This is a genomic window from Nonomuraea rhodomycinica, assembly GCF_013363995.1.
Lineage (GTDB): Bacteria > Actinomycetota > Actinomycetes > Streptosporangiales > Streptosporangiaceae > Nonomuraea > Nonomuraea rhodomycinica.
Map to the genome: position 1 here is coordinate 29,530 of NZ_JABWGO010000007.1, position 12,922 is coordinate 42,451.

General features: G+C 72.7%; 17 protein-coding genes. 9 read left to right on the forward strand and 8 right to left on the reverse strand.

Annotated features, from left to right (window positions below):
• The first annotated feature begins 50 nt into the window (after nt 1–50).
• Together HT134_RS26315 and HT134_RS26320 are read left to right on the forward strand one after the other, a co-directional pair.
• A complete protein-coding gene (locus HT134_RS26315; protein ID WP_175603151.1) occupies nt 51–533 on the forward strand; it encodes a hemerythrin domain-containing protein in 483 nt (160 codons plus the stop codon).
• Between the two features lie 127 nt (nt 534–660).
• Nucleotides 661–2,109, forward strand: coding sequence for an alpha/beta fold hydrolase (locus HT134_RS26320; RefSeq protein WP_175603152.1), 1,449 nt, complete (start codon nt 661–663; stop codon nt 2,107–2,109).
• Between the two features lies 1 nt (nt 2,110).
• On the opposite strand, the gene HT134_RS26325 is transcribed toward HT134_RS26320, so the two are convergent.
• Nucleotides 2,111–2,986, reverse strand: a complete 876-nt coding sequence (locus HT134_RS26325; protein ID WP_175603153.1) for a VOC family protein — start codon at nt 2,984–2,986, stop codon at nt 2,111–2,113.
• A 132-nt stretch (nt 2,987–3,118) separates the two neighbouring features.
• Here HT134_RS26325 and HT134_RS26330 point away from each other — a divergent pair, with 132 nt between their 5' ends.
• Nucleotides 3,119–4,291: a peptidase dimerization domain-containing protein gene (locus HT134_RS26330; RefSeq protein WP_175603154.1), complete on the forward strand. Its 1,173-nt coding sequence runs from the start codon at nt 3,119–3,121 to the stop codon at nt 4,289–4,291.
• On the opposite strand, the gene HT134_RS26335 is transcribed toward HT134_RS26330, so the two are convergent.
• Nucleotides 4,266–4,688: an acyl-CoA-like ligand-binding transcription factor gene (locus tag HT134_RS26335; RefSeq protein ID WP_175603473.1), complete on the reverse strand. Its 423-nt coding sequence runs from the start codon at nt 4,686–4,688 to the stop codon at nt 4,266–4,268. The two genes, HT134_RS26330 and HT134_RS26335, sit on opposite strands and share 26 nt — an antisense overlap.
• A 40-nt stretch (nt 4,689–4,728) precedes the next feature.
• On the opposite strand from HT134_RS26335, the gene HT134_RS26340 reads away from it, so the two are divergent.
• Together HT134_RS26340 and HT134_RS26345 are read left to right on the forward strand one after the other, a co-directional pair.
• Nucleotides 4,729–5,382 (forward strand): acyl-CoA-like ligand-binding transcription factor, encoded by a 654-nt coding sequence (locus tag HT134_RS26340; RefSeq protein ID WP_312888436.1) that lies wholly within the window; start codon nt 4,729–4,731, stop codon nt 5,380–5,382.
• 181 nt (nt 5,383–5,563) lie between these two features.
• The gene (locus HT134_RS26345) at nt 5,564–6,385 is read left to right on the forward strand and encodes an alpha/beta hydrolase (RefSeq protein ID WP_175603155.1); all 822 of its coding nucleotides are present in this window, start codon (nt 5,564–5,566) and stop codon (nt 6,383–6,385) included.
• A 22-nt stretch (nt 6,386–6,407) separates the two neighbouring features.
• Here the strand turns inward: HT134_RS26345 and HT134_RS26350 are convergent, their stop codons facing one another.
• From HT134_RS26350 to HT134_RS26360, 3 genes are all read right to left on the reverse strand, one after another.
• Nucleotides 6,408–6,623 carry a hypothetical protein gene (locus tag HT134_RS26350; RefSeq protein ID WP_175603156.1) on the reverse strand — a complete coding sequence of 72 codons (216 nt, stop codon included), beginning with the start codon at nt 6,621–6,623 and terminating at the stop codon, nt 6,408–6,410.
• 92 nt (nt 6,624–6,715) lie between these two features.
• Nucleotides 6,716–7,078 (reverse strand): YybH family protein, encoded by a 363-nt coding sequence (locus tag HT134_RS26355; RefSeq protein WP_175603157.1) that lies wholly within the window; start codon nt 7,076–7,078, stop codon nt 6,716–6,718.
• Between the two features lie 35 nt (nt 7,079–7,113).
• Nucleotides 7,114–7,551: a MarR family winged helix-turn-helix transcriptional regulator gene (locus HT134_RS26360; protein ID WP_175603158.1), complete on the reverse strand. Its 438-nt coding sequence runs from the start codon at nt 7,549–7,551 to the stop codon at nt 7,114–7,116.
• A gap of 44 nt (nt 7,552–7,595) precedes the next feature.
• Here HT134_RS26360 and HT134_RS26365 point away from each other — a divergent pair, with 44 nt between their 5' ends.
• Nucleotides 7,596–7,985 (forward strand): hypothetical protein, encoded by a 390-nt coding sequence (locus HT134_RS26365; protein WP_175603159.1) that lies wholly within the window; start codon nt 7,596–7,598, stop codon nt 7,983–7,985.
• Between the two features lie 93 nt (nt 7,986–8,078).
• On the opposite strand, the gene HT134_RS26370 is transcribed toward HT134_RS26365, so the two are convergent.
• The gene (locus tag HT134_RS26370) at nt 8,079–8,678 is read right to left on the reverse strand and encodes a TetR/AcrR family transcriptional regulator (protein ID WP_175603160.1); all 600 of its coding nucleotides are present in this window, start codon (nt 8,676–8,678) and stop codon (nt 8,079–8,081) included.
• Between the two features lie 79 nt (nt 8,679–8,757).
• Here HT134_RS26370 and HT134_RS26375 point away from each other — a divergent pair, with 79 nt between their 5' ends.
• The 3 genes from HT134_RS26375 (at nt 8,758) to HT134_RS26385 (ending at nt 10,544) form a co-directional block, all read left to right on the forward strand.
• Nucleotides 8,758–9,411, forward strand: a complete 654-nt coding sequence (locus HT134_RS26375; RefSeq protein WP_312888437.1) for a GntR family transcriptional regulator — start codon at nt 8,758–8,760, stop codon at nt 9,409–9,411.
• A 24-nt stretch (nt 9,412–9,435) separates the two neighbouring features.
• On the forward strand, nt 9,436–10,221 hold the full coding sequence (locus HT134_RS26380; RefSeq protein WP_175603162.1) for an SDR family NAD(P)-dependent oxidoreductase: 786 nt from the start codon (nt 9,436–9,438) through the stop codon (nt 10,219–10,221).
• Between the two features lie 92 nt (nt 10,222–10,313).
• Nucleotides 10,314–10,544, forward strand: coding sequence for a hypothetical protein (locus HT134_RS26385; RefSeq protein ID WP_175603163.1), 231 nt, complete (start codon nt 10,314–10,316; stop codon nt 10,542–10,544).
• Nucleotides 10,545–10,690: 146 nt separating this feature from the next.
• Here HT134_RS26385 and HT134_RS26390 read toward each other — a convergent pair whose 3' ends face one another.
• Together HT134_RS26390 and HT134_RS26395 are read right to left on the reverse strand one after the other, a co-directional pair.
• Nucleotides 10,691–11,974 (reverse strand): NAD(P)/FAD-dependent oxidoreductase, encoded by a 1,284-nt coding sequence (locus HT134_RS26390; protein ID WP_175603164.1) that lies wholly within the window; start codon nt 11,972–11,974, stop codon nt 10,691–10,693.
• A gap of 51 nt (nt 11,975–12,025) precedes the next feature.
• A complete protein-coding gene (locus tag HT134_RS26395) occupies nt 12,026–12,877 on the reverse strand; it encodes an SDR family NAD(P)-dependent oxidoreductase (protein ID WP_175603165.1) in 852 nt (283 codons plus the stop codon).
• Nucleotides 12,878–12,922 lie beyond the last annotated feature (45 nt).

A 12,922-nucleotide genomic window follows, 5' to 3' on the forward strand; every position in this document is an offset into this window, starting at 1 on the left:
CACCCATCCGGCCCGGATCACCGAAACCCATCGACAACGTAAGGGGACCCATGTCCGACCAGACGCGCACCGCCACCGCCGAGCACTCCCGGCTGACCGCCTTCGGCGACCATCTGATCGCCCTGCACGACGAGCTCCGGCGCGACATCGCCGCCCTGCGCGAGGAGGCGTCCCGCCTGCCCGCCGACGGCGAGAGCGCCGACCCGCTCGCCCTGCCCGCCCGGCTCCACAGCCACTGCCTGTCCTTCTGCGAGGCGCTCGACGCGCACCACACCACCGAGGACCGCACGATCTTCCCCTTCCTGGCCGGCGAACATCCCGAGCTGGCCGAGGTGCTGGAGCGCCTGTCCGCCGACCACCGCGTCATGGCGACGCTCCTGACCGATCTCCGCGAGGTCGCCGCGACCCCCGCCGCCCCGGGCTTCCGCGCGGAGCTGGAGCGCCTGTCCGTCGAGCTCCTCACCCACCTCGATCGCGAGGAGCACTACCTCGTCCCGGTCCTCAACGCCGTGACCCACTTCCCCGACCACTGACCGGCCACCTGGGAGGTGTCCCCGGCCGCCTCCTCCCCGGAGCCTAGGATCAAGACCCTGGACCGCCGCCGCGGGAACGGTTCCGAGGCAGGAGGACACCGGCCGCCCGCGACGCCATGCTCGAATCATGATCATGATTCGGGCTAGGAGCAGGTGGCTGGTCGCCGGCGTGGCCGCGGCGATGCTGGCGGCGACGACTCCGGCGGCCTCGGCCGCCCGGGACGACGGGCGGCTGAGCTGGCGGGACTGCGGCGGCCAGGGCGTGGTCGCGGGCATGCGCTGCGCCGCGATCGAGGTGCCTGCGGACTGGGCGGAGCCGCGCGGGCGGAAGATCACCTTGGAGGTGGCCCGGTTGCCGGCCACCGAGCCCGCGCGCCGGATCGGCACCGTCCTCGGCATCTCCAGCGGTTACGGGATCCAGGAGCTGTCCCGCTCCGCGGCGGACCTCGCGGAGTTGCGGCGCAGGTTCGACCTCGTCGGGTTCGACACGCGTGTCACCCACTGGATCGCCCGGATGCCCGAGGTGTGCAAGCAGCCGGGGGCGTCCCTGCACGACCCGCGCGGCGAGAAGGACTTCGCGGAACTGGCCGCGGGCATGAAGGCCGCGTTCGAGAAGTGCCGGCAGGCGGACCCGACCGGGCTGTTCGCACACCTGGACGCCCTGTCGGTCGCCAGGGACACCGAGGCGATCCGCAGGGCGCTGGGCGGCGAGCGGGCGAGCTTCATGGCCGGCGGCATGGGCGGGGTGGCCGCCGCCGCGTACGCCCGGCTGTTCCCGCACCGCGTCCGGGCGATGTACGTCGACGGCGTGAACAACCAGACCGAGGGCTGGCCGGCCCAGCGGCTGCGCTACCTGCCCGTCCTGCAGAAGATGGTCACCAGGTTCGCCGGGTGGTGCGCGGACACCCCCGCCTGCGCGCTGCACGGCGAGGACGCCGAGGCGGTGTGGCGAAGGCTCGTCCGGGACGCCGATCGTCATCCGATCCCCGTCACCTCATCCCGGTACGGCGAAGGGGAGCTCACCGGATGGTTGCTGACCTCCACGACGATTCCCCCCGATCCGGGGCCGCGGAACGCCGCCTGGCTGGCCTTCGCGGACGCGGTGGACAGGGCGCGGCGCGGCGACGGATCGGGGTTCGCCGATCAGGCGCTCGGCGCGGCCAGCTTCGTGGCCATGCCCGGGGCACAGGTGATGAGCTGCGGGGACGACCGCGCGTACGGCAGCTATGCGCAACTGGAGGACTACCGCCGCAAGGCCCGCGACCTCGCCCCCGAGTACGCGGGGGCCGAGATCACCCTGCTCGGATGCGCGGGCTGGCCGCTGCCGGTGGCCAACCCGGCCCGGCCGCTGCCCACGGGAGCTCTGCCGCCCGTCCTGGGGGTCGGCACCACGTGGGTCGACCAGGTCGCCACCGAGAGCTTCACCCGCATGATCCCGGGATCGGTGACCGTCGCCTACGACGGGCCCGGTCACGTGACGTACCTGTCCGGCAGGAAATGCCCGATCCGGTACGCCACCGCCTACCTGACCGATCTGGAGCTGCCCCGGCCCGGCACCGTCTGCCCGGCCGAATGACTCAGCCCACGAAGGCGATCGCCGCGCCGCGGGCCTCACCGGCCCCGACGAAGAACCCGCCCGGCAGCTCACGGACCGTGAATCCGTTGCCGGCCACCAGGGCGCGGGCCGCCCGCACGTCCCCGACGGCCACGGCCTGCCCCGCCAAGCAGGGCAGCGCGGGCACCGGCTCGCCGGGCAGGACCTCGTCGAAGGCGGACACCGCGACGATCTCCATCCGCCCCACCCGGAGGGGAAGGACGTGCCGGGGCCGCTCGGTCACCGGCCTGACGCCCAGGGTGCGGGCGTAGCGGGCGACGGTGGCCTCCAGCTCGGCGTCGTCCACGACGAGCAGCACACTGTGCAGGTGAGTGGCGGTGTTGGGGTGCTTCAGGTAGCGGGGCTGGTGGATCAGCTTGGGCGTCAGGTGGCGCGCGATGTGGATCAGTCCTTCGGGGGTGAGCGCGCGGTCGAGGTGAACCGCCTCGAACCGCGCCGTCACCACCCCGCCAGGGGTCTCCACGTCCCGCTGCAACGGGAGCACCCCGGACGACGACAGTCCCGCCTCGCGCAACCGCCTCTCGACGGTCCCGGCGTCGTCGCAGCCGAACGAGCAGCCGTGCAGGCCCTCGTACCGGGCGATCAGCGGGCGGATGTTCCACGGGTCGATGGAGCCGTCCCCGAACAGCCCGAGCAGTTCCAGGTACGTCTCGCCGAACAGCGCGCACCGGTTGCCGGCGCCCATCGGCCGGCGCTCGCCGCCGGGGCGATCGGAGCCGAGGTGTATGGACAGCGGCGTGAGGGTGAAGCCGAGTGCCTCGTAGGTGGTGGCGGTGGCGTCCATGTCGGTGGTGTAGAGGACGGAGTGGTCGATTCTGTCGATGTCGCAGCCGGTCATGTCGCAAGGCTGCTGTCGCGCCGCGGTCGGCTCCAGCCGGCGATGTCCAGATGATGGATTTCAACCCCCAAAGCAGGATTTATGGGGAAATCCGCTGAACGCGGGGGCGGGCGACCCGTGAGGATGGTCGTCATGAAGCCCTTGATCGCCGATCTGGTGACGCTCGCCCGCGTGCCGTCCGCGGTGCCGCTCGGCGCGGACACGCTGATCGAGCCGGACCACCCGACGCTCCGGCACTACGTCCAGGAGTGCCTGCGGCCGATGTTCCAGGGCCTCGGGGCCCTCGACATCATCGACCTGCCCCGCAACCAGTTCGCCGTACGGCTCGGTGACGGCGCCGGGCCCTGCCTCGCGCTCATGGCGTACACGCCGACCCAGCACCACAACCTGATGGCCGACCCGTGGTCGGGACGCATCCGGACGCCCGTCGAGCTCGGCGTCGACGAACCCTGCGTGTTCGGCCAGGGGATCACCCAGAACAAGGCTCACCAGGCGTGCCTCCTGGACCTCGCCCGGTGGGTCGTCAGCGAGCGCGTGCCGCTGCGCGGGACGCTGCTGCTCTGCGTCAACAACGAGGGACGCAGCACCCATGACTGCTCGAACGCCATCCTCGACGGCCTCCCGCGTACGCCGGACCTGCTCATCCAGCTCTTCCCCACCGGCTTCGACGTGACCGTCGGCAACCGCGGGCGGGTGGACGTGCTCGTCGAGATCGAGGGGACGGCGGCCCACTCCTCGTCCCCGCCGGCCGCCGGACGGGTCATCGAGGCGGCGGCCGACGTCGTACGGAGGCTCGGCGACCTCGACGCCGTCGTACGGACGCGTTCGCACCCGGAACTGGGGCGCGAGCAGGTCGTCCCCTACCAGGTGCGGTACGAGCCGCTGGCGCCGCACACGCTCCCGGCCACGGCCCGGATCACGGTGGACCGGCGGCTGCTGCCGGGCAGCGACCCCGCCGCGGCCGTCGCCGAGATCCGCGCGGCCGTCGAGGGCGCGGGAAGCGGCTGCGAGATCCGCGTCCGGCAGGGGGTCACGATGCTGCCGGCGTACCTGCCGCCCGAGCGGCGCGGCGTCCTCGACCCGCTGGCCACGTCGATCAGGGCGCACGTGGGCGAACCCCGTCACACCATCTACGGCGGCAGCTTCGACGCGGGCGGCCCGTCGTCCCGGGGGATCCCGACCGTGATGTTCGGGGTGCCGGAAGAGGGAGACCTGCTCGGCGACGACTACGTCCGCCTCTCGGCGGTACGCCGGCAGGCCGCCGTCCTGCGCGACACCGTCACCCACTTCTTCGAGGACGCCTGAGTTCCGCGGGGGGCAGGCCCCTCGTCGCCTGGTCGAGCGCGTCCTGGAGGAGGTCGGCGTACGACGCCGGAGGGCCGAGGCGCAACCACAGGTCGGTCGAGGCGGAAATGGCGACGCCCACCGCCCCCGCCACCAGCCGCGGATGGAGCTCGCGTTCCGGGTCGGCGCCGGTGCGCTCGGCCACGGCGGCCGCCAGCTCCCGCTCGGCGGCCATGCCGGCTTCGAGGAACTCGCCGCGCAGCGCCGGATGCCCGGTCATCAGCCGGAGCCCCGCCACCCAGCCGGCGTCGGGCCGGGGGTCGTCCGACTCGGTGACCAGCGGCGCCCCGACGAGCGCGGCGAGACGCCCGCCTCCCCGGCGATGTCCTCCACCTTGACGTTGAACTTTCTCAACCAGAAATCTTTCTCGTTCAGAAAGTTATGGCTATGGTGGTGACGTGACCACCGAACGCATCCCGGCACGCGACCGGCGCACCGGACTCCGTGAGCAGAAGAAGCGCGCGACCCGCGAGGCGTTGACCCTCGCGGCCCTGCGGCTGGCGCTGGAGCGGGGGCTGGACAATGTCCGGGTCGAGGACATCGCCGCCGAGGTGCAGGTGACCACGCGGACGTTCAACAACTACTTCTCCACCAAGTACGAGGCCCTGGTGGCCCGGCACGTCGACCGTGTGCGGCAGGCGGCCGAGGCGCTGCGCGACCGCCCGGCCGGCGAGCCGCTGTGGGAGGCCGTCACCCACGCGATGCTGTCGCCGCTGGCCGAGGCCGGGCGGGCGCACGAGAGCCCGGACCCGGACGTGCTCGGCGGCATCCGGCTGATCGCCACCGAGCCCGCGCTCCAGGCCGAGGCGCTCAAGGCCACACTGGCGGCCGACAACGAGCTCGCCGCGGCGGTCGCCGAACGGACCGGCACCGATCCCGGCCGCGACATGTATCCGCGCCTGGTCGCGGGCTCGGTCGCGACCGCCGTCCACGTCGCCACCGAGCAGTGGCTGCGCGCGGATCCGCCCGTTCCGCTGGTCCCGCTGCTGCGCGAGGCGCTGCGGCAGGTCGCCGCGGGGCTCCCGGCCCCGCCGGCCGGCTCGTCGCGCTAGCGCGTCCCGCCCGTCCACCACCACCTGACCCGGGCGGCCTCGTCGAGGCCGCTCCATCCCGGCATGCCCTCGATCGGCGGCCGGACGCCGGACGCCTCATCGCCCTCGCCATGCCGGGCCGCACGCCCGGCCGGCGCCACACCAAGGAAGCGGCATCCGCCGTCGAGAAGGAGACGACCACATGGCCACGACCGGAAGCGTCCACACCGAAGGCGCCGACATCGTCTACGACCACGAGGGCGCCGGCCCGCTGCTGCTGATGATCTCCGGTGGCGGCGGGGCCGCCGAGCACTACGCGCGGATCTCCGGCTTCCTCGCCGAGCACTACACGGTCGTCCGCTACGACCGGCGGGGCAACTCCCGCAGCACCGGCGACACCACCGTCGACCTGGACATGGCGCAGCAGGCCCGCGACGCGGTCGCGGTGATCCGGGCGATGGGCGGCGACGAGGCCCTCGTCTTCGGCAACAGCGGCGGCGCCAACATCGCCCTGCAGCTCGCCACCGACCACCCCGAGGTCATCCGGGCGCTGGTCGCCCACGAGGGCCCCACCTCGCCGCTGCTGCCCGACGCCGACACCTGGCTCGCCTTCGCCGACCGCGTGTACGGCACGTTCACCGCGGAGGGCGCGGAGGCGGCGTCCAAGGTCTTCGCCACCGAACTCGTCGGCTTCGACGCCGCCGACCCCCAGCAGGCCCGGGTGGCGGCGGGGGAGATGACGAGCAACGCCGAGTTCTGGCTGGCCCGCGAGTACCTCCCCCTCGCCACGTTCGACCCGGATCTCGGCACCATCCGCGGCAACAAGGTCGCGATGGTCACCGCCGCCGGGCGCGAGAGCGCGGACGCCTACTACGCCCGCACCGCCCGCGTCCAGGCCGACCGCCTCGGCTGCCCGTACCTGGAGTTCCCCGGCAACCATCTGGGCTTCATCTTCGAGGCCGCGAGCTTCGCCGCCGCGCTGCGCGAAGCCCTGGACGACCTCACGTCCGGAACGGCGTCCTGACCCCGGCCGGCGACGTGCGCGCTCAGTCGCGGGGACCGCGGCGCCGTACGAGGGCGTCGCTGATCCGCCGTGCCGCTTCGAGCTCGGGCGCCACCCAGCGCAGGGCGGTGTCCTCCGCCCTCGCCGGCTCGGCGATCGCCTGCGGCAAGGGGCCCTCGTCCCGGCCGGAGCGCCACGTCGCCGGGTCCGGCCGCTCCGGCAGGCGCCGGAACCTGTTGGTCCGCGTCTCGTCACTCATACAGGGCAGACGATCAGGCCCTGCCCCGGAGTTCCGCGACGGATCAGCCCCCTGCGGGGACGCCGGCCGGTTCGCGCGTGCGGCCCGGAGGCTCAGCGGTAGGTGTTCTGGTCGTGGACGAGCAGCCACCGCTCGTCGGCCCGGGTGAAGTACAGCGTCAGGTAGTAGGTCTTCCGGTACGGCTCGCCCTTCGGGTCGAGGTCGTCGTACACCACCGACAGCAGGGCGAACGCCGCCTCGCCCGCCGCCTCCACCCGCACGGGTTCGGCCCGCATCGACCAGTCGGTGTCGGCGAACCACGCGGCGTGGAACTCGGCGATCGCCTCCTTCCCGCGCAGGAGCGTCCCGTTCGGCAGGATCAGCGAGGCGTCCTGGTGGACGGTCGCGAGATAACCCTCCAGGTCACGGGCGTGGATCGCGGCTAAGTGGGCGTCGAGCGCCTTGGCGAACTCCATGGTTTCTCACCTTTCGAGAGGTTCGGTGCGCCCATTCAACCGCGAGGGAGCAGGTCCTGAGCGGTGGCGATGGCGGTCAGGGCCCGGCGCAGCGCGCTCCGCTGGTCGGGGGCGAGCCCGCTCAGCAGTTCGGCGTCCACCTGGGCGGCCGCCCTCGCGGCCGAGAGGCTGAGCTCGCGTCCCTCGTCGGTGAGCTCGACGAGCTGCCGCCGCCGGTCGGCCGTGTCGCGCGTCCGCCGCACCGCGCCCACGCCCTCCAGCTCGTCCAGCATGTCGACGACCACGCTGGGGGTGACGCCGATGGTCCTGGCCAGGGCGAGCTGGCCGAGCGGCGCGCCCTCCAGCAACTGCAGCACCGCGCAGTGCCGGGGGCGCAGGCCGAGCGGCGCGAGCCGCTCGGCGAACCGCTCGGCCGTCGCCTGGCCGAGTTTGCTGAGCAGGAAGGCCAGGCTGTCGGTCACTTGCGACGTCATGACCGCAATGCTAGCTTGCCCATATGATTAGGTTGCCGAATCATATGGGCCCCGGACGATCGGCGCGGGTGTTCGCGATCGCCGTGACGGTGCTGACCGTCCTCTCGTCGGGCTACTTCACCGTCTCGGGGCTGCTCGCGCCGGGGATCCTCGTCCCCGGCGGCGACGCGGCGGCGCCGCGCGCGTTCGCCGCCTACATGGCCGCGCGGAGCATCGTGCTGCTCGGCGGGCTGGCCCTGTTCGCGGCGCTGCGGGCGTGGCGTCCGCTGGCGCTGGTGCTGGCCCTGAACGCGGGCGTGCAGAGCGTCGACACCGTGATCGGCGCGACCCGGCACGAGGTCGCCCAGACCCTCGGCCCCGCCTGCTTCGTCCTCCTGCTCGGCGCGGCCGCGTGGTCCCTGGCGCGGGCCCCGCTGCCGCGTCACGCCGTCTGAGCGGTGTCCGGACGTCGGGTACGGCGGCGGCCTGGCGTACCCGGCGACGGGTGTTCACGCGAGCCGCGCCGCCTTCCACCCGTGGCGGCGCCGTCACGCCGTGGAGAGGCCGGCCGGCTTGCTGGTGAGACCCCGCACCGCGAGCTCCACGAGCTGGCGCAGGCGCAGGTACAGCACGGCCGGGTCGGCCTTCTGCCGCGCGATCCCGGCCACCGCGTCCATCAGGACCGCCGCGACGTCCCCCGCCGGAAGATCGACGCCGAGCAGATCGAGCTCGTCCGCGGCGTCGTCGAGCACCGCTTCGACCACGGACAGGTAGCCGGCCTCGAACGCGACCATCACGTCCTCGACGAGCACCTCGGCCTCGGCGAACAGCTCCGCCCGGTACTCCGCCTCCACCGTGCCGACGAAGAACTCGACCTTGACCGCCAGCACGTCATAGAGCCGATCCGTGATCGGCCGCCTGGAGCGTCGTGCCCTCTCGGCCGCCGCGACGATGTCGCCGGCGAACCTCTGCGCCACCGCCCTGAAGACGTCCTCCTTGCCGCTGAAGTGGAGGTAGACGGCCGGGCGGGACATGCGGGCCGCCCGGGCGATGAGATCCATCGAGGTACGGCGGAAGCCGTAGCGGCCGAACACCTCGAGCGCGGCGGCGACGACCTGGTCACGCTTCGCGTCGGCGGCGTCCGTCATCCCGACATCATAAACAGCGCTCGTCAGGCGCTATATTCTGAATACAGAAACCATATTCTGCATGCAAGAGGGCGGAAGAGTGGACCAGACCACGACGGCTCCCCTGCGGCGCGACATCGCCGAGCAGGTCACCGCCCGCGTCCTGGACGGCCGGCTGCCGGCCGAGGCGCGGATCAACGAGGTCCGCCTCGCGGCCGAGCTGAAGGTCAGCCGCACGCCGCTGCGAGAGGCGCTGGTCGAGCTCACCGACCGCGGCCTGCTGGTCGCCGAGCCGAGGCGTGGCTTCCGCGTGCCGCCCCTGAACCTCGACGAGGCGCGCAAGCTGTATCCGCTCGTCGGCGAGCTGGAGGCCCTCGCGCTGCGATGGAGCTCCCCTCAGGACCTGCTCGGGCTCGTCGAGCCGCTCGAACGGCAGATCGACGCGATGCGAGCCGCCCTGGACGACGGGCGCGGCCTGGCCGACCTCGACGACAGGTGGCACGCGCTGCTGCTGTCCGCCTGCGGCAACGCCCACCTGATGCGGATCATCGCCCAGACCAAGCCGCTGCTCAAGCGATACGACGTGCTCTATTTCGGCGGCCCGGACCGCGCCAGGCGCAGCATCGACGAACACCGCGACATCCTCGCCGCCGTCCGCGACGGAGACCTCAATCAGGCGGCGCGCCGGCTCGTCCAGAACTGGGTCAACGGAGCCGCCTACCTCGGCCAGGATCGTCGGCCGTCCGGCCGGTAGAGCGCACGACGAAAGAGCGGAACCATGAACGAACCGGCTCCGGCCCCTCGCACGGGCACCGACCTGACCGGACACGTCGCCATCGTCACCGGCGGCTCGTCCGGCCTGGGCCACGCCATCGCCCTCGCCCTGGCCGAGGCCGGCTCCGCCGTCACGCTCGTCGGGCGGCGGAAGCACGAGGGAGAGCTGGCCGCGGCGCGGATCACGTCACTCACCGGGCGCCCGGCCACGTCGCTGACCTGCGACGTCAGCGACGAGGACGGCGTCCAACAGGTCGTGGACGAGGTCGCCGGCCGCTTCGGCCGCCTCGACATCCTGGTGACCAGCGCGGGGATCCAGGCCAGAGGCGAGCTCGGCCGGCTGAGCGCGGCCGAGTTCCGGCGCTGCCTGGAGGTCAACGTCGTCGGCACCTTCCTGGCCTGCCAGGCGGCCGTTCCGGTGATGCGGGCCGCGGGATACGGCCGCATCGTCACCCTCGCCAGCGCGCTCGGCCTGGTGGGCGCCGCCGGCCGGGCGGGTTACGCCGCCAGCAAGGGCGCCGTCGTCCAGCTCACCCGCAGCCTGGCCGTCGAACTGGCCGGCACCGGCATCTGCGTCAACGCCCTCGCCCCGGGGCCGTTCCGGACCCCGCTGAACGACGGCGCCGACGACGACCCCCGCGTACGCGCCTTCCTCGACCACCAGGTGCCCGCGCGCCGCTGGGCGCAGCCCACCGAACTGGCGGCTGCCGCGCTCCTGCTGGCCGGCCCGGCCGCCTCGTACATCACCGGCGCGATCCTGCCCGTCGACGGCGGCTGGACGGCCCACTGACGTTGTGCGCCGGGAATCTCCGACAATCTCCCCCATCCGGGAGGATCCGCCGCCGCGAATAGGCGAGAATTGGCGAAGCCTGGAGGAGGATCATGTCATCCCATCCCGCATCGGCGGACAACATCCACGCTCCGAAAGTCATCAAGAAAGTTGTTGGCAGTGATGTCGAGCAGTTTGTCCAGTTGGTCAGAGCTGCCGCGACGATAGGGCTGGGCGTCGAGCTCACGAATGCCTTCAAACCCGCACCGCAGGGCGGCTACAGCGAAGAGTGGAGCATCACCCTTTACAGCGAACCCGCGGGCCGCGCCCGCCCAGAGGGCTGACCGGCCCGGACGGGCTCGACCACCGGCGTACCCGGGACGATCCGCCGCAGGAGCCTCGCCGTTTCAACGGTGAGGACCCCGGCCCCAACCGGCTGGCCTCGAACCGATCAGCGGCGGCGCCGTTCATGCGGACCGCTCGAAGGCGCTCACGCGACCTTCCGGACGGATCCTTCAACCCCCGGCCCGGCGGTCGCGGCCCCCTCCCGGGTGGCCGCGTCCGGCGCGGCGGTCACGCGGCGCCTGCGCTTGGGCAGGCCGAAGGTGGGGTGGGAGACCGCCCACAGCGAGATCTTCAGGATGCCCGTCTTGATGCGCGCGGCCTTCCGGCCGCCCACGTACGCCGGCTTCGCCTGCGCCTCGTCGTTGACCGGCTGCAGGATCCCATCCCGCCGCCCGAGGCTGATGTGGTTACCCGGGTAGTCCAGTTTGCTCTTCGCGATCTTGTCGCCGGTCAGCCGTCCCACGATCGCGTCCGTGGCCTGCCGGCCGGTGGAGCCGGCCGACGCGCAGGACATCGGCAGCGGCCGGCCGTTGTCGCCGATGACGTAGGCGCTGTCGCCGGCGGCGTAGACGTTCGGGTGCGAGACCGACCGCATGGTGCGATCGACGACGATCCGCCCGTCCTGGGTGACCTCCAGCCCGCCGGCGGCGGCGATGGGGCTGACCGCGAACCCGGCCGTCCACACGGTCGCGTCGGACGCCAGGGCGGTGCCGTCCGCGCACAGCACCCGCGTCGCTTCGACGGCTTCGACGCTGGTGTGCTCCAGGACGGTGATGCCCAGCCGGTCACACGCCTGGCGCAGGTGGCCGCGGGCCCCGGCGGACAGCCGGGCGCCCAACTCGCCGCGGGCGATGAGCGCCACCGACAGGCCGGCCCGGGACTCGGCGAGCTCGGTGGCGGTCTCGATGCCGGTCAATCCGTCGCCGACGACCAGCACACTCCCGCCTCCGCCCCGCCTGTCCAGGCTGTCGAGGCGTTCGCGCAGGCGTAGCGCCGAGGGCCGGGCGGCGATGTCGAAGGCGTGCTCGGCCACGCCGGGGACGCCGCCGTCGTCACCGTGGCTGCCGAGCGCGTAGACGAGCGTGTCGTAGCGGAGTTCGCCGCCGTCCCCGCCCCTGCCGCAGCCCCCGCCGCCGCCCCCGTCCCCGCCGCCGGCGTCGGCCACGGCGACGATCTGGCGCTCGGGGTCGACGGCGGTGACGCGGGCCAGGCGCAGCCGTATCCCGGTGCCCGCGAAGACGTCGACGAGCTCGGGGGCCTCGATCACCTGGCCGGCCGCGAGCTGGTGCAGCCGCAGCCGCTCGACGAAGTACGGCTCGGCGTTGACCACGGTGATCTCGGTGTCCGCCGGGGACAGCCGGCGGGCCAGGTTCCCGGCCACGTAAGCCCCGGCATAGCCGGCGCCGAGGACGACGATGCGATGCTTCATGGGTTGCTCCTGTCGGCTCGCTTGCTTCGGGTGGGTCGGCTCGGCACCGGGTCACCGATCTTCTTGGTCGAGGTGACCGTGAGCCTGGGCCGACAGGTCCTGTCCGTCGGCCCAGGTCTTGAGGCGGTCGGCGTAGACCTGCTGGATCATGGGGTGGAAGCCCAGGCCGAACAGCACCCGCAGAGGCGGGTCGTCGGAGTCGACGATCTTGAGGAGGGTCCGGGCCGCGGCGGCCGGGTCGCCGGCGGGCTGCTTTCCGGCGATGCCGGCGATGCGCCGCCGCAGAGCGTCGTAGATCGGGTCGGGCTCGGCCATGTGGCCGTTGGCCAGGGGGTCGGGGTTCTTGCCGTTCCTGGTCGCGAAGCCGCCGGGCTCGATGATGGTCACCTTGACGCCGAAGCCGGCGACCTCCTGGGCGAGGGATTCGTTCAGGGCTTCCACGGCCCACTTGGAAACGTGGTACGCGCCGCCGAGCGGGAACGCCATGAGCCCGGCGGCCGAGGACATCTGGATGACGTGGCCCGCGCCCTGCTCACGCAGGTGGGGCAGCGCGGCCTGGATCACCCACACCGCGCCGAACAGGTTGGTCTCCAGTTGGTCGCGCAGGTGCTGCTCGGTCAGTTCCTCGATCGCGCCGATCATGGCGTAGCCGGCGTTGTTGACGATGACGTCGAGGCGGCCGAAGTGGTCCTTGGCCCGCTTGACGCTGTCGAAGACGGCGGCCTTGTCGGTCACGTCCATCTCGAGCGGAAGTACGGCGTCGCCGTAGGCGGCGACCAGCTCGTCAAGGCTTGCGGTGGTCCGGGCGGTCGCGGCCACCTTGTCACCGCGCGACAGGGCGGCCTCGACGAACTCGCGGCCCAGGCCACGAGACGAACCGGTGACGAACCAGACCTTGCTCATGATGTCCATCCGTTCTTTCTGCTGAGCGCTCGCGCGGCGGGCACC